Below are 25,112 nucleotides of genomic sequence, written 5' to 3' on the forward strand. Positions count from 1 at the left end.
TTTGACTTCTCCCTACGCAGGAAAAACCTTGTTTTCCGATCCCGATTTCAGGGGGGCAACATGATCCGGAATATCCACCTTGGGCTCTAGAGATTGAAGATCCCATAATGAACCATCTGGAGATACAGGATTAGCTGGCACATCCCAACCACTTCTATGATTTTTGTGACCAATATTATTCTTTTTTAACCACTTCGCCATACCTCTTCTGGCATCAGGTACAGTCACCCAAGCAAAACCGCACCCCCCAGCATGAATTGGCGCAATATCAACGAGTGTCATAGGCGTAGGAATAGAATTGTTCGCGGCAGTTATACCAGCTAAATTTGCTCGTTTGTATACATCTTTCCATTTTTCATCATCTATCAAATTTAGCGGAGATATGTTTTCTAATGGTTGTCGGAAATTTTCGCAAATAACATCTGAATGGGGATATGCTGTAACTAAATAAGCGCTTTCATTGTTTTTTATCATCCATCCTGTTTCAATAATGGCAGTTCGTCCATTACGACCAATTATCTCCATTATTGCACCATGATTTATACCATATTTGCTGTTTTTAATTCTATAAAGTAAAGCAGTTTTCATACCTCCTTCAATTTGATCGGAAAGGTATTTCCAATCATTTCTTTCAATACCCAAATTCTCAATAAAGAATTTGGCTTTTGATTTTCCATCAGGGTGTCCTATGTTAAGAAGGTAATTCCTCACTTTATTTTCCTCACATACAAATTCTTCTTGCTCATTTATTATTTCTGTAGAAAAATGAAGCTCTTCGATTTCTGGATGTTTGTGCAAATGCTCAAGTAAAGCATAGGCCACTTTCTCCCGATGTGATAACACTGATTTATTCTTAATTCTTAAGGCTGATTGATGACCACGAGCACTTAGGGTTGTCATTGTTAATGAGGGAGGAACGCGTAAAACATAATCATTTCCGTCTAGTGGTACTGGATCCTTGATAGAGCCATATGACTGAGCATTAAAAAAATCCTCCTCGGGTTCATCGAACATATTTTGGCTAAAGAATAAAGTTCCATTTTCAAAAAACACACTATCAATTAAAGAAAATTGATTTATATGAATAGGATTTCCAGAATCAATATGTAACGCACCCAAGTAAGGGACAAATGATTTTAATTGGTTATCAATTTGCTCTGCTAGCTCTTGAGAAATAGTAGGCAATACTATAGTCCATATATTTTTACTTGCTAAATAAAAAGGAAATTTAATAGTATTAATAGTACTCCATTTTTCAGTCAAGGAGTCAGCAAAGTCACATATTATCATCTTATACAAATTCATGTCAGGTGATTTGCTGCAGGATATTGTCCTTCCCTTAATTAAACCATTATTATTGACAGAGACAGAGGTCGTTTTATTGCAAAAAAGGTGAGGCAAAAGATCACCACGTAAAATTTGTGAGCAACAATTTATATTGCTATTCTCCAAAGCTCGTAAAACCCTAGTTGTGCATGGCTGACCATAGAAATTACCTAAGCTTTCGTGGTCAGCATTAAATAAGAACGCAAATGGTTTCATGTTTAATTTATCAAGCTTGTTCATGACCTCTATTTTATTGTTATTTATCTTTTAATATTTATAAACGTGTTGTTTCGTATGAATCGCAATTTTGCTTATTCTCTGTAGAATGAAAAAATCTTACCGAATTTTATTAAGTATTGTTTTGAAATTAGTATAAATCTGATTTTCAATCATGTTCTCTGAAAGCTTATAATGATTGGATAAATAGCTTATTACCAATTTTACATCGATTGGTTTTGTCTTTCTGCCATTATGTGACGTAAATGGAGAATCTGTTTCTGTTAAAATTCGGTCTAAGGGGATATCAGAAATGATTTTTTCACCAGATTTACTTTTAATCATAGATGGATTTACTGAAAAATAAAAGCCATTCTTTAATATACGTTGTAATACATCAAGATTGCCAGAATACCAATGGAAAATTGCATTTTTCACTTTATGCGCGACTAATAAATCAAGCACCTCTTTTTCTGCATTTCTAGAATGAATACTCAAAATTTTCTTTTGATCTTTAATTGTATTTAATACATATTCAAAACTCTTCAATTGTATTTGCTTCGTAGCAATTCCCTCTTTTGAAAAATCAAGACCGACTTCCCCAATGTATGAGGTTTTATCTACGTTATTTTTAAAATTAATTAATTCAGAAGCATGGCTTTTTGCCATTAATGGATGCAAACCTAGAGCCAATCGTATATATTTAAATTTTCTTACATGACGGAACCCCATTTCAAAATGACTTGGGAGATTAGTCATACCAATTGTTATAATTTTTTGTTTCTCACATTCCTGAACAATTTGTAGTGGAATATCAAACATATCAAAATGACAATGAGTGTCTATAATCATAAACCAATTTTGTTTTTAATTTTCTGATTACCTTTTTGTGATATCCAGTTTTTTATTTCAGTGCGGGTTCTTTCAATAACTAGAGCATAATCTCTAACTTTTTTTAGTGGAAATGCTCCATTTACCAATATGTTTTTTTCAATATCTTCTATGCTAATATCTTTGTTTAAATAATCAAAGAAAGCAAGAAGGTCTTGCTGTTCTAATTTTTCGTCGCTAGTATTAAAAATATCAATCCCATATAATTCATTATCTGAATTCGTCTTATTTAAAGCTACACGACGATATAAGCAAGGCATACAGCGACCACAATGTTCTGTTCCTGTTCTATTATCCCAATGATAATTATGTCCTCTTTTTGCGCATGAACAAGTTAGTTTCATTGAATTAACTAAAATATTTTGATTTATGCACTCTTCGACCATTTCCCCTTTGGTTTTTAGTTCGTATGGATTCTTAATTTTATTTGATATTCCAACGTGATTAAGTACGTTCTGCAATGATGTTAAAAAATGAGGATGAGCAGTCCTAGTACTACAACTACTTCGACGAGAAGCAGTGAGCGGATGATTTATTGCAATTGTACCATTTTCAGGAATCAACACATCAATGTCATTTGATATTGAATTTGCATATAGAATTCCTATACTTAAAAATAAAAGAGAGCGACTTCTTGTTGTGATTTCATTTTTATAATTATCACCATTCGTAATATTGCTTAATGAGACTTTTATCCTCGACCACGACAACTTTTCGTCATACATTTGTTTCAGAGATTTGTAGCTATCATCTTGATCTTGCATGACTCCTTTAAAATTTCCATCAGAATGAGATGCAAGTAATATTTTACTATTTCTCATATCTTCGGATTGATCTATTATGCCAATAAATGAGTCAAGCCCACCTGAGAATAAACTCACTACTGAATACTCTTTTAGATTAGTCCTATTATCATGGTAAATTTTTAAATCTTTTTTGGTCGGAAAATAATATGATTTTATTTTGTGACCTTCAAAAGAGATATTCCACAGATCACCAGTCAAAAAGTTAAGAGCATTTTCTAAATTTTCTTTTTCTAAATTCCATTTTAGAGGGTCTGATACTGGAAATGAAACTTCAAATTCCCTCGACCAACCATTTATAGAGTATTTATCTCTACTTATTGCATTATCTATACCATAAGTAATGATTCCCATTAATAATAAATCAAAAGCATAATTATTTGGCAATCCAACTCTTTGGTAAACTTCAGAGTAACTAACCTTTAAGTTACATTCTTGTTTGTTTTCGTTTTCGGGTTCAAAACTTAGTTTCATACTAGAAAACTTACCTTTTGTAGGTTCTTGGTAATCAAAATTAATTTTCATAACCTTCAAATGCTTTTAATGTATCTTCAAAAATATTTTTAACCATTCTATCACCTTCTTCGCCATTCCATTGGATTTTACTCAAATCGCTATTTCTTGAAATATTTTTAACTTTTTCAAAAAGGAAGTCTTTTAATTGTCGATAAAGATTGCCACACTTAGACTTTCCTTTATCCTTTATAAGTTTTTCATAAAAATCGATTGAAAGATGTTCGTATATATATAAAGCATAGTATTTAACCATCAATTCTTCAATACCGTACTCCTCAATTTTTTCTTGGAAATTCCTTTCTAGTTCTTGAAAATCTTTTGCTTCAGCTAAGATTTCACATAATAACTGTCTTTCTGCTTCCTTAGCGGCAGTGTCATCTATTGTTGCAGCAACACCAGCGCAATACTCAAGTAGATGATTTATTAAATCATTGGGAGATTGAGATCCGTCATAATCAAAGCCTGAATTAACCAACGCCTGAGAAAAGCCAACGGTACTTATATCTCCAAAAAATCCACCTATTTTTTGTGCGGTTCGAATACCTGATTTACCTCCAATTTTTGAACCGCCTCTCCCTGCAATATTGGAACCACCTAATAAATTAACAAAACGACTAGTAATTTTAGCTAATTTTTCAGTTGAAATTTTACCATCATCACATGCTCTTGTTATACTATCACTTAGTGGCCCCCAATTGGGGTTTTTAGAAAATCCAGAATATGCTTGAGAAGTTCCCATATTATTTCTTTTTTGAGGGGTTAAACTTGGTTAATATTTTATTTATTGCAGGAATATTATCAAATCTTTTTAGTGATTCTACAATCGAAGGAGGAACAAGTCTTCCTATTTTTGAAATTGTATTAATATATATATCGATGCATTCATTAATGTTTTCATCCATTGAATAGTTGAAAATATCATACAATCGCTTTTTTTCAGGTTCTGAAATAATTTGTTGACTTAATAACGTAAAAAACAACTCCTTTTCAGTACTACTCAATGGAATAAGCTCTTCAGTAATTATATTTTTTGTTAGTTTTCCAGGCAATTCTTCTTCAAGTTTCAATAATAATGATTTAATGAAAGGAGGAACCAGTGTATTGCTTTGTATTGCGGAAAGTTTATCCCTTGACAGCCAAAAATAATCGCGTAAATCAAAATCAGATAATTTGGGGGCTACTTTTACCCAATTAATGACTTTATAATTATTCCATAATTTATAATTCTCATTCAACGCTGAAGTTGCTTTAGCTTTATCTTCGCAAATATTCTCAATCTCAATTAATTCTTTCGGTTTGCCTTTTTGGGATATTTGCCATTTATAAAGTTGTTCAAACAGTTTTAATTCAGCATATTCTAGAACCATTAATTTTGCAAGAATATCATCTTTGAAGTCATCAATATTTGCAACTTTTGCAAGTTTCTTTCGAAGCATAAAAGTGTTTAGAAATCTCTTTATTTGCCTAGGATTACCATATAAGCTCTCTGTTATTATTGGGGATAACTTTGATATTAATGATACGCTCTTACTTAATTGTTGAAGTTCTGATTCATCAAGAACTATCTGGATATTAGAGTAATCAAATACACTATATCTATCTTTAATCTTAAAAAGTTTAAAAGCGTTAATTACTTTTTGAAAGGCATTTGAATCCAAATCTCGTTCACAGAAAAGAAGCGTAATATATGTTTCAACTTCAGAATCTGATAACTTTGGTAAGTTATATGGTATCTGAATTAACTTTTCGAGATAATCATTTACGATACGGTCATTTTTGTTTTCGTCAGGAGAATTAAAAGATTGATTATTATAACGATATTCTATGGCATGTCTAACTATTCTGGGGTCTGCTCCAATTACAAATGCAGTGTTTTTAACATTTAAAAATAATTTTATTGCCTCTAGATTATCGACGATTCTATCGGGCGTGCATCTGTCTAAATCATCAACTAATATGACCAGCTTGTTTATTTTTGAATTCTCTACTAGTTCCTCAAAATCATTTCTAAATTCCCTTATTGATGAGATTTCTTTCTCTTTCTCAGGTGTTTTAATAAATTGTTTGATAAAGGATTCTGCCTCACCATTTTTTATTTTGCCAAGCAGTTCTTCTGGTTTTTCTGCGGCACTTGTCAAGCCTTGTGCTAATTGAGGAATAAGACTTGCTCCCCCTGTTAAATATGCAGAAACAACAGGGACTGCAATATTCTTAAAGCCATAACCAACGGCTCTCATCCAATCAACAGAATTAATAAGCTTACCAATATTTTCTTTGAGACCTTCTCCAAATTTCTTAGAATCTTCAAATTCTTTAATAATCGATTCTAATAATGCCGCTTTTGCATCATCGTAGCCCTCAAATATCCACCCATTAAAATACAAGCAAACAGTTCCATTGTCAGGGTCATCTATTTTATTTTTTAGTGTTTCTAATATACTAGATTTTCCACTTCCCCAATCACCAAATAAACCAATAGTTATTGGTAATAAGGATTCATCGCATAATAACTCTTTTATAAGGTCTGCATGAACATCAAATCCTAGAAAATCTTTATCGGTTACATTATCAGCCCACATATTTAGTTCTTTTTAAATTAACGTAATTTCTAATTAAGTTATCTCTGTTTAATCTGGTCTTTTAATATTGTATACACAATAGTTTACAACATTCAGAATATTTCTGAAAAGTGAATGTATAAGTCAAAACTAGATGCATATATTTACTTTGAAATCTTTAGATATATGAAAATTAAATAAAGCTATCAATTTTTATTTAAGATTCGTACTGTCAAGTCTGCCAAGTTGTAAATGTTAATAGATTTCATTTTGAAAATCATAGCTTCCTGATAACTAGACAAGCTATCGAAACACACCTAAAAAGAAAATTAAACTTCAATATTGAGATGATATTTATACTGCTAATTAGTCGTCTAATAGGATGAATAAGACAGTTATTTAAAAAATTGGGAAATCCCTCCGTTGAAGAGTTACATTTTGCCTGATAAAACAAAACTTACAGATGGTAATACTCTGCTGTGAGCTACTTATTAAACGTTTAGATGGATAAATAGGTAATTTCTATTGACAAAAAGGCTTGCGTGTCCTTAAAACAGGGATTTTCCGGATAATTATACTTGACCTTAAGCTACTTATTAAAACGGGTAATAGACGGCTAGACGAGTAAATAGGTAGTTTCCATTGATAAAAAAGCTTGTATGCCCTTAAAACAGGGGTTTCGCCGATAATAACACGCGACTTTAAGCTACTTACAAGACGGTTAATAAACGGCTATACGGATAAAGAAGTAGTATCTATTAGCAAAAAGGCTCTTATGCCCTTACAATAGGGGCTTTTTAGATAATATTACCCGATAGTAGACTCCTTCTAAGACGGCTAATAAACGTTTAAACGAATAAATTAGTAGTCTCTGTTAGTGAAGGCTCGTTCCGGCTTAAACCGGTTTCCTGTATTCTAAGTCAGAAATAAGCTTAGATATCTGGAAAACAACTTCGCTTTTGCCCTATAAATAGGGACGTTCAGTGAATAAGTGCATAACAGAAAGCCATTTTAAACGGGTTTAAACGGGTTTAAACGGGTTTCTGGTATTCTAAGTCAGAAATAAACTTAGATATCTGGAAAAGAACTTCGCTTTTGCCTTATAAATAGGGATGTTCAGCGATTAAGTGCATACTACAGAAAACCGGTTTAAGACGGGTCTAAACGGGTTTGAGGTATTCTAAAGTAAAAAATCAGCTTTTTCTCTTAAATGCTTAAATATTAATATGATATATTAAATATATTTATTAAATTGGAATGCATAATACATTATTATTTTAATTAAATCAAATAAAATGAAAAAATTATTAGGATTAGTATTTGTTTTTTTTATTAGTATTTCGGCTTTCTCACAGCAGACTGGGAAATATGTTCCAGGAGACCAAGGCGGAGGCAGCACAGGATCAGGAAATTTTACCTCAATTGATAAGGCTGGTGATTGTACGTCTGGGTATTTAAGATTTACTTACCAAGGATATTTAACTATTGCGTTGGATTACAGTAACAATACTGTTTCAAATTTTACTGTCACAGCTTCTGGTTCTGGCTCAATTATGACCAATACTATTACATCAAAAAATGCAACAGTTTCTAATGGTAAAATATCAATTATTGTTTCTGTTTTAAATAAGACAACTGACGGATCCCAAGAAAATCCTTATTTTACTCACATAACAGAGTCTTTCATTTTTAACATATGTACTCAAGAATTGAATTAAGAATCTTGATTCTTCTTAAAGACCTATAAATTGAATATTTATAGGTCCTTATCTTGCGCTATTTGTAAGTTCTCTAATCCTATTGCATTTTGAAGAGATGTTTAAACCTGTAACTGATTAATGTTATTCTCAAAACCAGAAGTCCTCTTATTAAAACCAATATTTTAAATTGGTATTAGTTATTTTTGTTAAACCAACATTCATGGAATATTTTTGCTAAAGTCAAATTGATTGAGTAGTGGCAGATTGCATGGCAATTTCCTATCAACCAATGATGAAGTTTTAGCGAGAAACAAACCTCAATATGTGCCATTCTGCCATTAATTGCACAAAATGTTGTGCCGTCGTATTTAATTTTATACATCAACACTCCACCAAAACCCTTTATTATCTGTATCTACAAAAGATGTGATTTTACCATCTTTGTGCTTTACCTTTTGGAGTTTCTTTAATTTTTCGATTAATTCTTTAGAAGACCACTGCTTTATCTCCTGAATATTTTTATTGCTTTTTTTAGATTCTTCAGAAATTTTCTTATTTATATTTTCGAGTATTTTCTCGTCAGATACTTTTTTAAGTTTTTGATTCTTTTCTAATAATCTTAGTATTAATAATGTTAAGAATTCATCATCTCCTAATATTGCTCCCTTTTTCTTCGCATTTAAAAAGAAATTTATCAGTAATATTGAGACACCTATGATTTGTGTAGGGATTGCCCATTGCTGAATAAAAATCATAGAGACAAATGGTAGAAGAGAAAGACTTTTATCTATAAACTTTAAGTCATCATCATGTATAACCCAGTTGTATTTTCTTACCAATCGATTTGCAACTCTTTTTACATGAATTTTCCCATTTTCGTCTTTTGTTATATTTGTAGAACATTTATTTTTTGCATTCTCAAAATAAATGTCAAAGCTGTCTTCCTTGAATAGACTCATCGCTTCATCTTTATTCTGCAATTCTATATTATTATCTTTTATAATTTTTATGAATTGTTCCTCTAATAATTCATTTGCTTCATCAAGTCTATAAGTTTTATTATCCATAGTGTTAATTTTTATAGGTTCTTCTTATATGTGGCATAACATGTTATAATGTATATTATACTATGAAAGTTACATAAGCTAATTAATGAATCATAAAATAATTATTACTCTGGCGCAATATAGAATACATCTAGATAGTGCTATTGGGAGGAGAAACAACCGTCAATTTTCAACATACTCTTTTCTGATTCTCTTTACTGTTATCAATTGCGCCTACTTTTTTTACAACCTTTGAAATGGTATGTCGGGAACAGCCAAGCATATTCTGAATATAATTGTAGCTTTTGCCATCAATGAGCATACTCTCAATTATTGCATGGTACATTTTATGTAGTTCTTTAATTGTGTTGCATTAAACATTGATTTTTGTCCTTAATGCATCATTTCATAAATGAACTTTTGGGAGTATGTGCTAATTGCCATTATATCGATAACTGGAACATAAATCTTATTTTTAACAAACTTTAAGTCTCTGCCCGATCATATTTTTATTTTAAAATGATTGATAGCGGCTTATTTTTTTATATTTGTTATACCTAATGTTGATAATATCTGAATTGATATTTCATCGACACGATAAATATTTAATTTAAAATTTAAGCATATGTTCTTTTTTAAAAATAACGATAACGGCCCTAAAACAAGTTACACCGCTCTTGAGTTGATGAACGAGATGGAGAAGCGAAATGATATTTTGCTGATTGATGTTCGCGAGCCTCATGAATTGGCGAAAGAGGGTATCAAAAATGCCATGCATATTCCTGTAAATCAGATACCGGATAAGCTTCCTCTTTTACCAAAGGACAAAGACATGGTGATTTTCTGTCATGTAGGATTTAGAAGCAAGCAAGTAAGAAACTACCTGCATAAATTGGGTTATCACAGAGCCGCGCATCTAAAAGGCGGACTGAACAGTTGGAATAAGGAGTTGAAACAGAAAGCCAGTCAACTTAGTGAGGTTGAATAACTTGCAGATATAAAAGAAAAAAGGCTCAATAATTTAGATTATTGAGCTTTTTTTCTTTGTGTTCATAGTGGATTGGTATCCTATACAAATCGTTCCCGCTTTTGCATGTTGATTAAACTCCATAAAATTGATATGACTGAACCCACAACCAGCATCATTCGGTTTTGAGAAAGCACGTTTTGCCAAATACTGTAACTCATATCACCCGGAACATTGAAGGGGTTTAGGAATATGTTCCATTTACTGGATTGAAGCGGTTCTGCAAGGATTAAAAATGCCAGACCAATAATTACCATAACTACCGCGGCTCCACTCGCATTCTTGATTAGAGTGGCCAAAAGGAATGCAAGACTGGCTAAAAACAGCAGACAATACATCAGTTGGTAAACCATATGAAAAACGGATATGCGGATAATTGTAAACACTGTTATCCACGACATCAGGCACATGGTTAATAGCAAAAGTAATACGCTTAGAGCAAAGCGCACCAAATACACTTTATATCTGTAATTGGGGATTCCAAACAGAATTTCGAGCATTCGGGTATCTTTATCGCTTTGTATGTTGTAGATAACAGGGTAGAATAAAATCAGAACCCCCGGAAATATTAAGCTTTTATAAATATCTGCTTCATCGGGACTCGAATCCGAGAACAACATGATACCGGTTACCATCAGGAAAAAGGCGAAAGCTGCAATCAGAAAATAGATGAATTTATTCGCAAATATAATCTTGATGTTGTAGCGTATAAAATCGGTTGTGAGTATCAGTTTTTCTTTCATGTGTCTAAATTTGTTTTTTATTGCTACATGGAACTTACCATGCTGGAATAATCATCCCCTTGTGTGTCAAAATTGCTTTGGCATGGATGTTTCATATGATTATTGTTTTTTACCGTAAAGTGCACCTTCCATTTTCCTTAGTGATTTTCGTGAATAACTTCCTTTACCTTCGTGGTTAAATTATTTTTTTGTTTTCGTGGTTAACCCTTTTCTTCCTCATTCAGCAAACACAAATAAGCATCTTCTAAATTTGCTTTTGTATTTACAGCTCCGTAACCCGGATTTTCATCTGCCAAACAGCGAATCCGAATCTGATCTTTGTCGCGCATATGATGAATAATAACATGTTTGGTTTTTAAATCTTCAAACTCTTCGGTTGATACCGTCAGCATCCACACTTTTTTGTCGGCTATGCCTGCCATGTGAATCGGTTCGCCTAGGTATTTTAGTTCTCCTTTTTTCATCACTGCAACCCGGTTACACGAACTGGCAACATCTTCAATAATGTGGGTGGAGAAAATCACAATTCTGTCCTGACTTAGTTCTACCAATAAGTTTCTGAATCGAATTCGCTCGCGCGGATCAAGGCCGGCGGTTGGCTCATCAACCACCAAAATTCTTGGTAAGTGAAGAAGAATCTGTGCAATCCCGATTCTTTGTTTCATTCCTCCGGAAAAGGAACCGATCTTATTGTCTTTTTGATCGAGCATGTGAACGGCTTTAAGTACATATTCCACACGTTTCATTCGTTCGGTATTGTTACTCAATTTTTTCAGAATTCCCATGTAGTTTAGGAAATCCCATGCGCTCATGTTTTCGTACATGCCGAATTCCTGTGGCAGGTAACCAATTAAACCTTGCAGCTCTTCACGTTTTTCGCGTACATCAATTCCGTTAATGGTGATTTGCCCGTAACTCTGTTCCAGAATACCACAAATAATTCTCATCAGGGTTGATTTACCGGCACCATTGGGTCCCAGTAATCCGAACATTCCGTTTTTAATATCAAAGGAAACGCCTTTAACGGCTTTAAACGGAACTTTCTTTTTCCCGATTACAGGGATGATTAAAACAAATCGGTAGAAGAATTTGCGGATGCCGCTAAATCGGCCTTTCACTCGGTTGATGTTTATTTTTTCATGATAAATTTTATCAGAAGATACTTTGATCAGTAAAGCCAGATACCAGAAAAAGGCCAAGGGAGCAATGAGTCCGATTAGTTCGTATTGCTGATAAAAATAAACGAACACAGGTACCGGGAATAACCAGTACATGATTTTATGCAGTGCGTAAATAAATCGGGGCATCCATTTCTTACTGCTTTCTTTTTTTAGATGATTATGGTATTCCATAACGGGAGCCATAAAATTCAAAATCAGAATTTGGAATAGTATGGACAAGCCAAGCAACCAGTATTTGTTTTCGAGATGGTAGTAAATAAAAAAGAACAGGAAAGCAAGCAAAGGCAATTGCCAGATTAAGGTCACAAAATCTCGGATAGATGAATAGGATTCCTTTAAACCCAATCGCTCTCTTATTTTAAGTCCTGATTTCCATTCCCTGATAAACCGACCATCCCATTCGTATATTTTTACCAAATTTCTAATTTCGATGTGCAAAGCATCATCAGGAGCTATTAACGTTTCGTTGGCTTTTCTTAAACTGGCCTGAATAAAATAGATGCATGCGGGTACCGATAACAGCAAAATCAGGAATGTGATGATCTGCCAAATTTTGCTGTCTACTTCCACGTAAATGAAGTAGGTTCCTATCATCCAAATGGTAATTTGAAGAGCTTTTACCCACACGGGCTGGCTTTGTATCCAGTTTAAACTGGTTCGCAATCCTGCATATAGTGTTGGAATAAAAACCAAGGTGAGAATTGTACTTAGGCTTAGCCCGCCAATTACGGTTATGGCAAAGGGAACTCCTATTGTTGTTACATATTCGGCACGGCCAAGTGCAAGTGGCATTAGAGCAATAATGGTGGTGATGGCGGTAATCAGGATAGGGCGTATACGTGCCAGTCCGGCCATAATAAGAGCTCTGGATTCCCGGTAGCCACGTTTCTGCAGGACGTTTGAATAATCAATCATGATAATTCCGTTGTTCACAACAATCCCCAGCAGAATAATTAGTCCGGTAAATACATTGGCGTTCATCAGAGAGGTTCCGGTAAGGATTAAGGCAATTAGTGATCCGATTGCAGCCATAGGAATGGAAAACATCATTACAATAGGCATGGTGAACGATTCAAAGACCGAAGCCAGAATCATAAATATCAAAATAATGGCCATCAGAAACAGAAAGCCAAATTCAGCCAGATTGTCTTCCTCATGAATAATTTCCAGCGCAATACCCGATGGAATATTCATTCGTTCAACCAGTTCATCAACTTCTACTCTCGATGCAGTTAAGAGGTCTTTCTCATCGTTCACTTCATCGATAAACTGATATTCAACTTCGAGTTGTTTTTCCTGATTTGTCCTCTTAATTGTCGACAATCCGTCGGTGAAATTCAGATTACTGATGTTCTGTAATTCGAATTCAGCGCCTTGAGTACCTCTTACGGTAAGCTTACGCAGATCTTTTGCATCTCTTGTTTCCTGCTCGGTATTGTCGCCAAGTGTTTTAATAATTATATCGTACTCTTCGGTGCCTTGTTTGAACTTTACACCACTCGAAAATTCTTTTTGAAATGAATTTAATTCCGATAATACCGATGTAACAGGAATATCGTATATCGCCATGATTTGTTTGTCTAATTCCATGACCATTTCGGGGCGTTTGGCAGGAATTCGAACCGATACATTTTTAATGGAAGTCAATTGATTTAAATAGTATTCCAAATCTTCGGATACGTCGAGCATCTTATTAAAATCCTGACCTTTAATAATCAGTTTTTCTTTTTGACTGCCCATTCCCAACATTTCCATAAATGGATTGTCGCCGCCAAAACCTCCGCCACCGCCAAATCGACGACCTGTAGCCGGAGGATCCCAGCTGAAGGATGCCCGGGGCAAATCATCCAAACGTTCCAGAATGTTTTTCTTAATTCCAGGAATGGAAAGGTTTTGCTTCTCGCGATAATCATCAAGTAGTGTGATTGTTAAAACAGCTTCTTCTTCATAAACCTGACTGGTGATGTCTTTTTTCTCCTGAACAGAATCAAGTTTTTGCTCTACTTCCCGAATGAATAAATCGGTGTTTTCGAGAGTGGTTCCGCCGGGAAGTGTCACATAAAGATTCAAATCTTTCGTTTCGGTTTCTTCTGTCGAAATCATGCTCAGACCCAAACTAATCAGTAAGGTGACGAAAAACAGTCCCAAGGCGCCAAGAATAGTTCTTCCCGGATACCGCATACACGATTTCAGTGTTACCAGATAAATTTGTACCAATCGGTTATGGAGGGAAATATTCTGGAAATTAACGGCACGCGCAGCGTTTTTTCGTTTCAGAAAAGTGTGGGTAATCATGGGAATTAAAAGCAGTGCAACAACCAGCGATACCAGCAAAGTGGAGATGATGGAAACACCGATGTGTTTACCCAATAATCCGATGAAAAAATTGGATGTAAACAGAAAAGGCAGGAAGACAGTGATTGTAGTTAGTGTGGCGGCAAAAATGGACCGCCATACTTCTTTGGTTCCCTGAATTACTGCTGTGTCCGGATCTTTCTTTTGGGCTGCCAGACGGTAAATGTTCTCGAGAACCACAATGCTGTTGTCGAGCAGCATACCAATGGCCAGCGCCATTCCCAAAAGGGTGAGTGTGTTGATGCTAATATCGTAAGCATAGAAAAAATTGAATGCTGTGTAAACCGAAATGGGGATTGCCAGCGCAATTGCGATTACCAAGCGAAGATTTTTAAGGAATATCCAGAGAACGAAAATTGCCAGCAGTCCTCCAATTAATGCCAGTTCAATAATTAAATCGATATTGGTTTTCATGGTTTCGGCAGTGTTGGTTTGCACCACCACAGTAATATCTTTGATTGCCAGTTCCTGATTGATTTCTTCAATTTTCGCAATTACATTGTCGGCCAATTCGATGATGTTGGATTGAGAATCGCGGGTTAGCTGAAGGGTTACTGCTTCTTTTCCGTTTACTCGGCTATATGAGGTTTCTTCCTTTACTCCAAAACGAATGCCTGCGATATCTTTCAGTTTTATATTGCCTGCTTCTTTAACAACAAGCTCGTTTAATTCTGAGATATCAGTAAATTCTGAGATGACATTCACAAAGTGCATTTTGTCATTTTCAATCACTTTCCCGGCAAAACTTCGCATGTTGCTGTTCTTGCTTAGAACGGAACGAACATCCGACGGACTTATGCCATAACTTTTGCAAACATCATCGCTAAGCAGAATATCAATGGATTTTTCGCGCCCGCCAAAAAGAGCCACATTGGCAATGCCATCGATATTTTTAATTTTATCGACTATTTCATTCTCCGTAATTTGCCGAACCCGGTCAACACCTCCACTTCCACGAACCTGAATATTCATGAACATGTTGTTGAGTTGTTCCATATCGAATTTAAACACCTGAACTCTGAATTCCTGAGGAAGATCTTTTTTCTTTTCCTCTACCTTTTCAGCCAGTTTTAAATAAGCATATTTAAGATTGGTTCCCTGTTCGAAAGATATTTCGATGCTTCCTCTTTGCTGTCCGGCTGTAGAGACTATTTTTTCAACGCCTTCCATTCCTCCTGCAATTCCTTCCAGAGGAATGATCGCTTCACTTTCCATATAGCGGGGATCTACTTCCATAGTAGTTCCTACCTCTACAAACAACATAGGAAGCTGTGCATTTGGAATCAGTTCAACCGGCAATTGCTTGTAGGAGAAAAACCCCAACAGGCTAAGCCCGGTGAAGAGCATTGCTATTAAAACCTTTCTTTTTATAATGAAGTTCATATAATCTAAGCTTAATTAGCTGTTAGCTTGTTCCTGTTTATTGATGTTTTGTCAGATTATTATTTAAATCTGTTTATTCCATTGTGTTGTTCGATGTTTTATTTTCCGATTTCGAAAAATAGCTTTGCATGCTATCGAAAATATAATACACACAAGGAATAACTACCAGTGTTAGCAGGGTTGAGGTGATTAAACCTGCAATTACCGCTATTGCCATTGGAGCCCGTAATGCTGCACTTTCACCAAACCCAATGGTTAGGGGAAGTAAGGCTAAAATGGTTGTGATACTGGTCATTACAATTGGTCGGATTCTGTTTTCTCCAGCCATAATTATCGAATCGCGCACGGAATTCCCTTGCTCCTTAAATTGGTTAATGGCATCGACCAGAATAATGGAATCGTTCACCGCGATTCCTCCCAGCATAATAATACCGATGTAGGCCATGATGTTCATAGGCATACCCAAAAGGAAAAATGCCCAAATGGCACCAACTCCAGCCAATGGAATTGTGAGTAGAATGGTGAAAGGATGAATGAGTGATTCAAATTGAGAAGCCAAAACCATATATACCAATATGATCGAAAGGATCAAAGCAAAGCTTAAATTGGAGAGTGCTTCCTGGCGTTTCTGTTCTTCGCCAATCAGATTTACCTGATAGCCTTGTGGTAATTCAATATTTGCGAGTTTGGTGTTTATTTTATCGACAACCTGATCGAAAGCAACTTCTCCACGAATATCGGCACTGATCTTTCCAATTCTGGTCTGATTTCGTCTTAGCATTTGTTTCGGAGAAGAGGATTTTTCGATGTGCGCTACTTCGTAGAGTGGAATTTTCTGATCTCCGCTTTTTAGCAGAAGCGTATTTAATTCAGACAGACTTGTTTCGGGCATCTGAATGGTAATGTCATTCATTTCTCCACCTTGTTCGAATTTGCCGGCATCTTTTCCCATCAAAATGTCTTTTAGCTGACTGGCAATTCCTTCTGTACTTAGATTAAACAGGCCGGCTTTGTAGCGATCAATTACCACATTAACTTCCGGGGCTCCTTCTTCAATATTGGTTTTTATATTTGTCAAATCGGGAACTTGAGTCAGGAGTTCTTTAATTTCTTTGGAAAGCTGTTCCAGAACTTTCATTTCTTTTCCTTTCACCTCAACTTCAATGGGAGCACTTTCTGTTCCAATGGTCGATTGCAAAGCCGTTTCATCGTGGATAATGGATATCTCCGCATCGGGAATATCACCAACCAATTGACTTACGTTTTCGAGTATTGCTTCCGATTGAGCAGTGTATTCGCTTTTTAAACGAATTTTTATGCTGGCGGTATTTTCATTTTGAAATACGGCTTTGTCGGTAGCAGAACTGCTTCCCGGACCGATTTGAGTGTATACAGTTTCGAAATAATTTCCCATGGATTGTTTCAGCATGGATTCAATGGCTTCAACAGTTTTAGATGTTCTTTCCAGTTGAGTTCCTTCTTTCAATTGAATATCAAGACTGAATTCGCCGACTCCGCTTTTGGGTAAATATTCATTTCCAACATAGGGCAAAATAAGTCCTGTTAGTACAATTAATAAACTTGCGGCTCCAATTACCAGGCTTCGTTTGTTTAGTAAATTGGACAGTAAAGTTCCGTACCAACCGATTTTAACCGATTTAAATTTTGTGTTTTTGCCTTTTCCCTTGTAGGCGTAATGAAACAACATGGGAATCATTAAAATAGCTACAAAAAGAGAGGCTATCAGCGAAAAAGCAACCGTCCAGGCCTGATCTTTAAATAGAGCACCGGATGCTCCGTGCATATACACAATAGGAAGAAACACAACGATTGTGGTAAGAGTGGAAGCTACAATGGCACCTCCTACTTCCGAAGTTCCTTCTATGGCGGCATCTTTTACCGAGAGCCCGAGCTCCATTTTCCGAAAGATATTCTCGATTACAACAATGGCGTTGTCGACCAACATTCCGGCTCCTAAAGCCAAACCGCCCAATGTCATAACGTTCAAACTTAATCCGGTAAAATACATTAGGTTAAAGGTGGCGATGATGGAGACAGGAATTGCAAAACTGACAATTGCGGTCACTTTTATTCTTCGCAAAAAGACAAAAAGGACCAGAATGGCAATGAGAACACCAATTAAAGCGGTTTCTTCTACTTCATCAATGGCTTTTTGAATGAACTGACCTTGGTTTTGAACCACGATAAATTGATATCCCGGCAAGGCTTTTTTTATGGAACCCATTGTTTTTTCAAAATCTTCAACTGCCTGAACAGTATTCGATCCCGTTTCTTTGTAAATGGATAAACCGATGCATCTTTGGCCATTGATACGGACAATATTTTGTGCTTTTTTTGCCACAAAACTTACCTTGGCAACATCTTTTAAAAGAATTGGAACTTTGTCTTTTACCAGAACCTGGTTTCCTGCATTTATGGGATCAGACGATGAGGCTGAGGATTGTGTGGTTCCGACAATTATATTTTCGATTTCCTGAACATTTCGGATTAAACCAGCACCTTTAATAATGTACTTGGTTCCCATTTCCACAATGCTTCCACCTGAAACATTTTGGTTCAGACTTTTAATTTTCTGTACAATTTGATCGATGGTTATTTTGTGGGCATCCAAAAGATATTGGCTGGTTTCGATGCGTACTTCTTTCTCTTGTGTACCGGTCAATTCTACTTCAGCAATTCCTTCCAAACGAATCAACTCGTTACGAATATAATTTTCACCTACTTTTCGCAATTCATCCATGTCTTTAATTTCCGGATGAAGCATTCCGATAATTAGAATGGGAGATGCATTGGGATCGTGTTGTGTAATGGTGAATTCATCAATATCGGCATTCTGACTGTAGGCGGTTAGTGCTTTTTGCAAATTCAGAAAAGCTTCATCCATATCACTTCCCCAGGAATACTCAACAGTTACTCTTGCCGAGCCAACCATACAAATGGATGAAACCTGACTCACCCCTTTTTGTCGAATGGATTGTGCTTCTATGTTTTCAATAAATTGCTTTTCGATCTCTTCAGGAGGACGTTCGCCGGCTTTAATTTCCACAAATATGCGGGGTGCATTCATTTCCGGGAACAGGTCAACATTTAATTTGCCGAGTGACACGTACCCCAGAAGTAATATTGCCATTACAATCATGGAAACAGTTACCGGATAATTGACCGAAAATTGAGTTATTTTCTTCATTTTGAAAGCAATTTATTATTGAATGACATAGACTGCCATGTTATATTGGATATGATTTGAAACAGATCTGTAAATTCAATAGTTTGTTTAGGTATTGTAAGTGACTGATTTTTGGAATGATTTACTTTAAGGATATCTCAATTTGAAAATAAACGTTCTGTAAATCAATCTAATATCTATCGATCTCTTGAGATTATTTTACCACCTTTATTTTTGATCGGTTCCGAAGAGTTTCAAAGCCTTTTACAACCAACCGATCTTTTTTCTCCAATCCGGAAATTACCTGAACTTCATTAGGATTTTCCAATCCAAATTCAATAACGCGCTCTTCTGCCAAGCCTTTGTTTACAACAAAAACAGTGTTTCCTTTTTGCTTGTTCAGAATCACATCTTTCGGAATTACAATGGTCGAATCGGCTTTTGCAACTACAATTTCAGCTTTCGCAAACATACCAGGGCGCAGCAATAGTTTAGAGTTGTCGATATTAATAACAGCTTTAAAAGATCTGGTTTCAGAATTGATAGCAGGCGATAATTGAGCCAGAACGCCGTTTAATGTATCACCAGGAATGGTATAATTAATAATATTTACCTGTTGTCCTTTTTTGATCGAAGTCATATTTTTTTCAGCCAAATTAATCTCCATATGAAGTTTGCTGTAATCCATGATGTTAAGCATGTCCGACGAGGCTTCAACCCGTGTATTATCGGTATAGTAGTTTAGATTGGTAATGATTCCGGAAAATGGAGCCTTCACGTTTAATTTCGCCAATCGAAATATGGCATCTTCGTAAGAATATTTGGCATTGATCAGGTCGATTTCGGCATTTTTCACTTCCGAAAGAGTAACGCCGCCTTTTTCATATAAGGATTGTTGTTTTTCGGATACTTGCTGAGATATCTCCAAGCGAAGTTCCAAAGACTTGATTTTAATGTTGTTCTCGTATTCTTTATCTTCCAGAACGATTACATTGGTTCCCACTTTCACATAATCGCCCAAAGCAAATTGGCGACCGGTTGCAGGATTAATCTGCAAGTGGTATTTCCCGGACACTTCACTTTTTATTGCAACCGTTTTTATCGGATTCACGGTTCCTGTTGTACTAATGAATTTTTCAATACTCTTGGATGTGATTTCCTGAACCGATACCTGAACAGCGATGTCTTTGTTTAGGTCAGTTTCCTTATCATTGCAAGCAGAAAATATTGCAATGCTTAGAATGAAAAATGCGATTCGTTTCATATTTATGGACTTAGTATAGTATATCATGATTGAGTTTGTATTTATTCAAGGATCAAATTTTCTTGCAATTCCTGTGGGACAAATGATCTGTCATTTTCAAAATCCCAAAGCGATTGTATTTTTAAATTCAACAACTCCAACTTATAGTTGATTAAAGAGTTAGCCAGGTTCATTTTCTTTTCGGATAACTGATTTTGAAAGCGTTCTAAATCAATACTGGTTAAATCACCGTTTCGGTATCTCTCTAAATTAATATCATAAGTTAGTTCTGCATTTTTTTGGTTTTGCTTGGAAATTTCGATTTGCTGAATCAAATTTTGAAGATTGCGATATATCTTCCGAATGTTGATGGTGATGTCATCGCGCAGGCTGTTTTTATCTATTTCGCGACTTTCTATTTCCAATTGGGCCGCTCTGATACGCGCTTTTCTTTCTCCCCAATCAAATATTGGAACAGAAAAAGTGATTCCAACCCGTGGACTTCTGGTAGGTTTGTCGTAAACATCTCCCAGATTTTCATTGTTTCCCATAATCCCAATCGAAAGGCTCACATTTCCTTTAAATTCGTTGGTTGCTGAGGTTTGGATCAAATCAAATTTGGCATTGTTTAAGTCTATTTCTTTTTGTGTTAATTCCAATCTTTGTGTCAATCCGTTTTCAATGGCTTTCTCAAGATTTACAATTACAGGAACGTAATCAATATCCGTACTTACCGATACGTCATCGTATAGGGAGATTCCTAACAGAAATTTAAATTCATCCTTGGCATTTTCCAATTCTACACGATTATTATCGAGACTCGATTTACTGGTTGCATAGTTTAATTCGGCCTGGTAAAGTTCTTCTTTCGCAGACAATCCACCTTCAACTTTACTTTCGATGATTTCTTTGCTTACTTTTTGGTTTTCAAACTCTTCTTCAGATATTTTCAAGGCCATTTGTTTCTGATAAATGGAATAAAAAGCTTGATTTACACGTCTTTCCATATTTAGTAATTGTATGGAGTAAGCCAAAGTCGCATTTTCAAGATTCAACTCATTTCGGGTCAAATCCATTTTGGTTTTATTAAAGGTGAACAGTGGCTGATCGTATTGTAAGTAAAGCGAGTTGTTGTATCCCGCATAATTTGAACTGCTGGCTTCAGAGTAATTGTCCTGATAGCCAAACTCATTTTGCAGTGACAATCTTCCATCAGTTAATTTGATTGGCTGAGAAACGGTAAATGTTCCACTTGCTTTTTTATTTTCAGAAGTATTCCAGGTGGAAAAATATTCATTGTACGATTCTGTTTTGTCGTACGATAATGGAGTAACCTCAAAGGAAAAACGAGAGCGTAAAGATGCCAGCTGGGCATTCAGTTGTTCTTTGTTTTGCTGCATGTTTATTCTCGATTTCTTAATGTCCGGACTATTTTCAAAGGCTATGAGAAGCGCCTCATCCAGAGTGATATTCTTCTGTGCCTGCGAGTATAAAGAACTGAATAGAATTGCTCCGGCACAGATAAATATTCGTAACAATTTTTGTTGTGGTATAGTTGTGATCATGCCTTATATAGTTTGTATATTTTATTTGTTTTCAACCCATTTAATTGCATCTGCAAAGAGAAAAGAGCCTGCCGATTTGTTGTTCAGTTCTACTTTCGCATTTTCAGGTGTGATAAAGAAAGTGCCCAGGTAATTCCAGCCATTTTCCAGTTCCTGATCACTTTTATTGATTTCTTCCACTCCTGATTCATGATATACTTTAAAATTATAATCCGTTTTTTTCTGTTGTCCTCTTCGTCTTCCCCATTGTTCAATTTTTTCGATATGACAGTAAACATCGTATTGCGCGCTGTTTTTCAGTTCTGCAGTCCAAATTGCCGAACGTTCACCTTGTCCGGATTTCGTGAAAAGTGCAGATCTTACATATTTTCCGAAAAAGCCGGAACGTAAAACATTTTTCCATTCATTAGGTGGATTCCATGTGCGCAATCTCGAATATTCATGCTCAGTAACCCGTTTGTCATCCATCCATTGTTTCAAATAACTTTTGTTTGAGACCTGTACATATTCAAAGCCTTTATCCTCGTTATCAACTACAAATTCATTCGCGGCTAAAATCCCGTCAAAGGCTTCACAAGCTTTTATATCATTAAAGAAATTGCTTTTTTTAGTTTCATCAAACGAACTAAAATCATAAACTAAACTATTGGGAAGATTCTCTGAGATATGTGTTGATACATTCATTCTGCTTGGTTGCGAAGGGAATACAAATCCTACTTCGAGAGCTGAATTCGCCGGAACAAAAATTGTTTTTGTAAAAGGAGGTTTTTCTTCCTCTGGATTTCTTCGGTTTCGTCTTCTGTTTTGATCATTTAGTTCAATGCTAACCGAAACAATTCCATCTACCGATTCCGGATTTGAGATTTTGTATCGAATTTGGTATTTAATGTGATCATCTTCTTTCACCTTGTAGGTTTGCAGATCTTTAATTAAAAAGCCAGGTAATTTGTTTGTTGTATACCAGTTTTTCACATCGGCACGAATCGATTCGCCGTTGTTTGCTATAAGCAGACTATCAAAACTGGCAAAGCTAAATTTCCGATGAAGGTTTTCTTCGACATAACTTTTTAGCAGGGAATTAAACTTGTCTTCCCCGTATCGGGCTTTAAAAATAGAGAAGAGATGAATTCCTTTTACTCTGAAAATATCATTTAAGTAGATCTGTTCATCATCGTCTTTGGATGCTTCAATACCCGATTTTGTGATGTCTGTTAATGAAGCTTTTTTTAGTTCAAGATTAATGCGCTCTTCTTTACTGATTCCATCGAATTGCCATCGGTTTTGTGATTGAGAACCTGCATTTTTTTCTTTCAGATAAACACCCAAAGCAATATTCAAAGCCGGAAATTCCTGCGAATACATCTGGGTTGAGTAGCCATAGTAGTTGGGGAAAGGAGAATAGGTATTTCTATCAACATTATCGAATTGATACCATTCTGTTGCAGAAGGCATAAAATTTGCGCGTACAAATCTTTTAAAAATACGAGCCTGCAGTTCTTCGTCCGAGACTTCTTCATTATCCCGCTTCATTCTTTTTTCGAATCGGTTCTTTCGCATTTTAAAATCAGTTTCCTCCATCACAACTCCCTTTTCAGGATAAAAAATGATTTCGGGCTGCACGGCATCACTGCTTATCGACCAAATGTGTTTATCCAATGCAAATTGAATAGGTACTTCGGCTAAAGCGAATCGTTTGAACGGATATTCCAGATCTATCTGGGTTTCGTACTCATTTTTTAATTCCCGGATTAAAGAAGGCAAACTATCCTGAATCACATCAAAATGCTTCAGGAAAAATTCATTTCCCCGAATACTGTAAATTGAATATTCAACGGAATCGACTTGAATGCTGTGCTTTAGATAATCACCAATCAGTAAACTAATTTTGGGTAAGGCCGATTCCAGATGAAATTCAAAAACTCCATCTTCAACTTTTGTTACTTCTCCCTGCGAAACGGGAATCAGATTATTCGATGTTTGAACTTTTAGGGTGTAGTTTGTGAAATCGGGCGAATGCAAAGCTGGATTACTGGAGGCATATCCAACTCCTGCAATTGGATACCATAGGGCATCGCTGGTGAGACATACAAAATTATCTTTCAGGTAAGAGAACCGCTTACGAATTCGAAACATTTCTGCTGTAAAATTGTCTTCGGTTAATTCAGGATTTAAATCCAAAAAATGAGTTCTTTCATCTATCGATCCACTGTAAGTAATATCGAATTTTGTGCTCTCATTTTTTAGCAAATGTTGGCCGGGAACAATTTTCAGCAGATGAGTTTGTCTTGTAAAATCCAGATTCTTACCATTCTGAAGAACAGCACTTACTTTTAAATCAGGATTTAAACTGAAAAGAAGGGTGTCTAAATCTGAACCAGAGTTATTGCAAATTTCAAGCCTGACTTTCACAGCTATTTCTTCACCTGTATGAGTGAGATCTATATTGCAGGAGGTAACTTCCGGTTTCGGGAATGTAGCATATTTGTTATTCAGAGCAATCATTTCGTTTCTAAACGCCTGATTGTCGATATTAATATCAATGTATTTCTTTGTTAGTAATCCCCCAATCAGAAAACTGAATAAAGCCAAATAAATAGGCAGTGAAACTAATCTTTTCGATTGAGGCAAGCGATTTAATTTGGATATGGTGAAGAGGATAAAGCCGATCCCCAGGAAAAAATAAATTCCCCGGTGAATAGCTACTTCTTTTAAATTTCCAAATCCACCAATGGTTGAATTCATCATTGGTACCTGGTAGGCAATGTAATCGAACAAATGATAGAATTTGGTATTTAAGTAGAAGATACTTAGAGCAATGTATCCTAACAGAATGATGAAAGTAATGGCTTGATTTTTCAAAATAATCATTAAAAAGAAAGCCAAACCGAGAATGTAAACAAGTGTAGGTATTGATATTAAGAGTGGATAGTAAAATACCACCCATGCACTTTGTGAAGAATCCTTACTTAAAAAAGAGAAACCAATTCCCATTAATAAAATGATGAAATTGAGGATGACGAAAACGCTTATGATTCCGAGAGTCTTTCCCAAAATATATTCACTGTTGGTCATCGATCGGGCATAGATTACTTCGACGGTATCGTTTTTACTGTCTTGTTTCAGAAATTCAGAGGCCAAAAATACGGCAACAATGGCCTGACCCAAATTTAGAATAATCAGATTGGCATAAGGAATTGCGGCAGGGAGTGCGCGGTAGATCCAAGGCGCTCCGCTATTTTCTACAAAGGCAGCAACATTAAAAATTCCAATAAACAGGACAGAGAGTCCGGCAAATATTCTAAAAAACCAGGATCGAAGAAGAGTTCTGGTTTCGTACTTGGCTACAGTGCGTATAGTGTTGAGAGAGATCAT

The 25,112-nt window shown here is 35.6% G+C and carries 14 protein-coding genes; 2 read left to right on the top strand and 12 right to left on the bottom strand.

Features of this window, described 5'->3' with window-relative positions:
- Positions 1 to 12: 12 nt before the first annotated feature.
- The 5 genes from QUH73_RS16060 to QUH73_RS16080 form a co-directional block, all read right to left on the bottom strand.
- On the bottom strand, positions 13 to 1,566 hold the full coding sequence (locus QUH73_RS16060) for a DUF6883 domain-containing protein (protein WP_289531459.1): 1,554 nt from the start codon (positions 1,564 to 1,566) through the stop codon (positions 13 to 15).
- Between the two features lie 96 nt (positions 1,567 to 1,662).
- A complete protein-coding gene (gene qatD / locus QUH73_RS16065; RefSeq protein ID WP_289531460.1) occupies positions 1,663 to 2,394 on the bottom strand; it encodes a Qat anti-phage system TatD family nuclease QatD in 732 nt (243 codons plus the stop codon).
- Positions 2,391 to 3,761 (bottom strand): Qat anti-phage system QueC-like protein QatC, encoded by a 1,371-nt coding sequence (gene qatC, locus QUH73_RS16070; protein WP_289531461.1) that lies wholly within the window; start codon positions 3,759 to 3,761, stop codon positions 2,391 to 2,393. The genes qatD and qatC overlap by 4 nt, the downstream gene beginning before the upstream one ends.
- The gene (locus QUH73_RS16075; protein ID WP_124994101.1) at positions 3,751 to 4,491 is read right to left on the bottom strand and encodes a hypothetical protein; all 741 of its coding nucleotides are present in this window, start codon (positions 4,489 to 4,491) and stop codon (positions 3,751 to 3,753) included. Before QUH73_RS16075 ends, qatC begins: the two co-directional genes overlap by 11 nt.
- 1 nt (position 4,492) lies before the next feature.
- Complete coding sequence (locus QUH73_RS16080; RefSeq protein ID WP_289531462.1) at positions 4,493 to 6,331, bottom strand: KAP family P-loop NTPase fold protein; 1,839 nt, start codon at positions 6,329 to 6,331, stop codon at positions 4,493 to 4,495.
- Positions 6,332 to 7,605: 1,274 nt separating this feature from the next.
- Between QUH73_RS16080 and QUH73_RS16085 the strand changes: the two genes are divergently transcribed.
- On the top strand, positions 7,606 to 8,028 hold the full coding sequence (locus tag QUH73_RS16085; protein WP_124994581.1) for a hypothetical protein: 423 nt from the start codon (positions 7,606 to 7,608) through the stop codon (positions 8,026 to 8,028).
- Positions 8,029 to 8,384: 356 nt separating this feature from the next.
- On the opposite strand, the gene QUH73_RS16090 is transcribed toward QUH73_RS16085, so the two are convergent.
- The gene (locus QUH73_RS16090; protein WP_124994580.1) at positions 8,385 to 9,077 is read right to left on the bottom strand and encodes a hypothetical protein; all 693 of its coding nucleotides are present in this window, start codon (positions 9,075 to 9,077) and stop codon (positions 8,385 to 8,387) included.
- Between the two features lie 604 nt (positions 9,078 to 9,681).
- On the opposite strand from QUH73_RS16090, the gene QUH73_RS16095 reads away from it, so the two are divergent.
- Positions 9,682 to 10,044 (top strand): rhodanese-like domain-containing protein, encoded by a 363-nt coding sequence (locus tag QUH73_RS16095; RefSeq protein WP_101309960.1) that lies wholly within the window; start codon positions 9,682 to 9,684, stop codon positions 10,042 to 10,044.
- 80 nt (positions 10,045 to 10,124) lie between these two features.
- Here the strand turns inward: QUH73_RS16095 and QUH73_RS16100 are convergent, their stop codons facing one another.
- The 6 genes from QUH73_RS16100 to QUH73_RS16125 form a co-directional block, all read right to left on the bottom strand.
- On the bottom strand, positions 10,125 to 10,826 hold the full coding sequence (locus QUH73_RS16100; RefSeq protein WP_289531463.1) for a hypothetical protein: 702 nt from the start codon (positions 10,824 to 10,826) through the stop codon (positions 10,125 to 10,127).
- A 200-nt stretch (positions 10,827 to 11,026) separates the two neighbouring features.
- The gene (locus QUH73_RS16105; RefSeq protein WP_289531464.1) at positions 11,027 to 15,745 is read right to left on the bottom strand and encodes an efflux RND transporter permease subunit; all 4,719 of its coding nucleotides are present in this window, start codon (positions 15,743 to 15,745) and stop codon (positions 11,027 to 11,029) included.
- A 73-nt stretch (positions 15,746 to 15,818) separates the two neighbouring features.
- A complete protein-coding gene (locus QUH73_RS16110; protein WP_289531465.1) occupies positions 15,819 to 18,953 on the bottom strand; it encodes an efflux RND transporter permease subunit in 3,135 nt (1,044 codons plus the stop codon).
- A 193-nt stretch (positions 18,954 to 19,146) separates the two neighbouring features.
- Complete coding sequence (locus tag QUH73_RS16115) at positions 19,147 to 20,196, bottom strand: efflux RND transporter periplasmic adaptor subunit (protein WP_289531466.1); 1,050 nt, start codon at positions 20,194 to 20,196, stop codon at positions 19,147 to 19,149.
- Positions 20,197 to 20,237: 41 nt separating this feature from the next.
- Positions 20,238 to 21,740, bottom strand: coding sequence for a TolC family protein (locus QUH73_RS16120; RefSeq protein WP_289531467.1), 1,503 nt, complete (start codon positions 21,738 to 21,740; stop codon positions 20,238 to 20,240).
- Between the two features lie 21 nt (positions 21,741 to 21,761).
- Positions 21,762 to 25,112 carry a golvesin C-terminal-like domain-containing protein gene (locus tag QUH73_RS16125; RefSeq protein WP_289531468.1) on the bottom strand — a complete coding sequence of 1,117 codons (3,351 nt, stop codon included), beginning with the start codon at positions 25,110 to 25,112 and terminating at the stop codon, positions 21,762 to 21,764.

This window comes from Labilibaculum sp. K2S (assembly GCF_030372765.1).
Lineage (GTDB): Bacteria > Bacteroidota > Bacteroidia > Bacteroidales > Marinifilaceae > Labilibaculum.

Bases quoted from the DNA above. Each gene is read 5' to 3' on its own strand.
- QUH73_RS16060 (WP_289531459.1), bottom strand. From the start codon at position 1,566: ATGAACAAGCTTGATAAATTAAACATGAAACCATTTGCGTTCTTATTT.
- qatD (WP_289531460.1), bottom strand. From the start codon at position 2,394: ATGATTATAGACACTCATTGTCATTTTGATATGTTTGATATTCCACTA.
- qatC (WP_289531461.1), bottom strand. From the start codon at position 3,761: ATGAAAATTAATTTTGATTACCAAGAACCTACAAAAGGTAAGTTTTCT.
- QUH73_RS16075 (WP_124994101.1), bottom strand. From the start codon at position 4,491: ATGGGAACTTCTCAAGCATATTCTGGATTTTCTAAAAACCCCAATTGG.
- QUH73_RS16080 (WP_289531462.1), bottom strand. From the start codon at position 6,331: ATGTGGGCTGATAATGTAACCGATAAAGATTTTCTAGGATTTGATGTT.
- QUH73_RS16085 (WP_124994581.1), top strand. From the start codon at position 7,606: ATGAAAAAATTATTAGGATTAGTATTTGTTTTTTTTATTAGTATTTCG.
- QUH73_RS16090 (WP_124994580.1), bottom strand. From the start codon at position 9,077: ATGGATAATAAAACTTATAGACTTGATGAAGCAAATGAATTATTAGAG.
- QUH73_RS16095 (WP_101309960.1), top strand. From the start codon at position 9,682: ATGTTCTTTTTTAAAAATAACGATAACGGCCCTAAAACAAGTTACACC.
- QUH73_RS16100 (WP_289531463.1), bottom strand. From the start codon at position 10,826: ATGAAAGAAAAACTGATACTCACAACCGATTTTATACGCTACAACATC.
- QUH73_RS16105 (WP_289531464.1), bottom strand. From the start codon at position 15,745: ATGAACTTCATTATAAAAAGAAAGGTTTTAATAGCAATGCTCTTCACC.
- QUH73_RS16110 (WP_289531465.1), bottom strand. From the start codon at position 18,953: ATGAAGAAAATAACTCAATTTTCGGTCAATTATCCGGTAACTGTTTCC.
- QUH73_RS16115 (WP_289531466.1), bottom strand. From the start codon at position 20,196: ATGAAACGAATCGCATTTTTCATTCTAAGCATTGCAATATTTTCTGCT.
- QUH73_RS16120 (WP_289531467.1), bottom strand. From the start codon at position 21,740: ATGATCACAACTATACCACAACAAAAATTGTTACGAATATTTATCTGT.
- QUH73_RS16125 (WP_289531468.1), bottom strand. From the start codon at position 25,112: ATGATCTCTCTCAACACTATACGCACTGTAGCCAAGTACGAAACCAGA.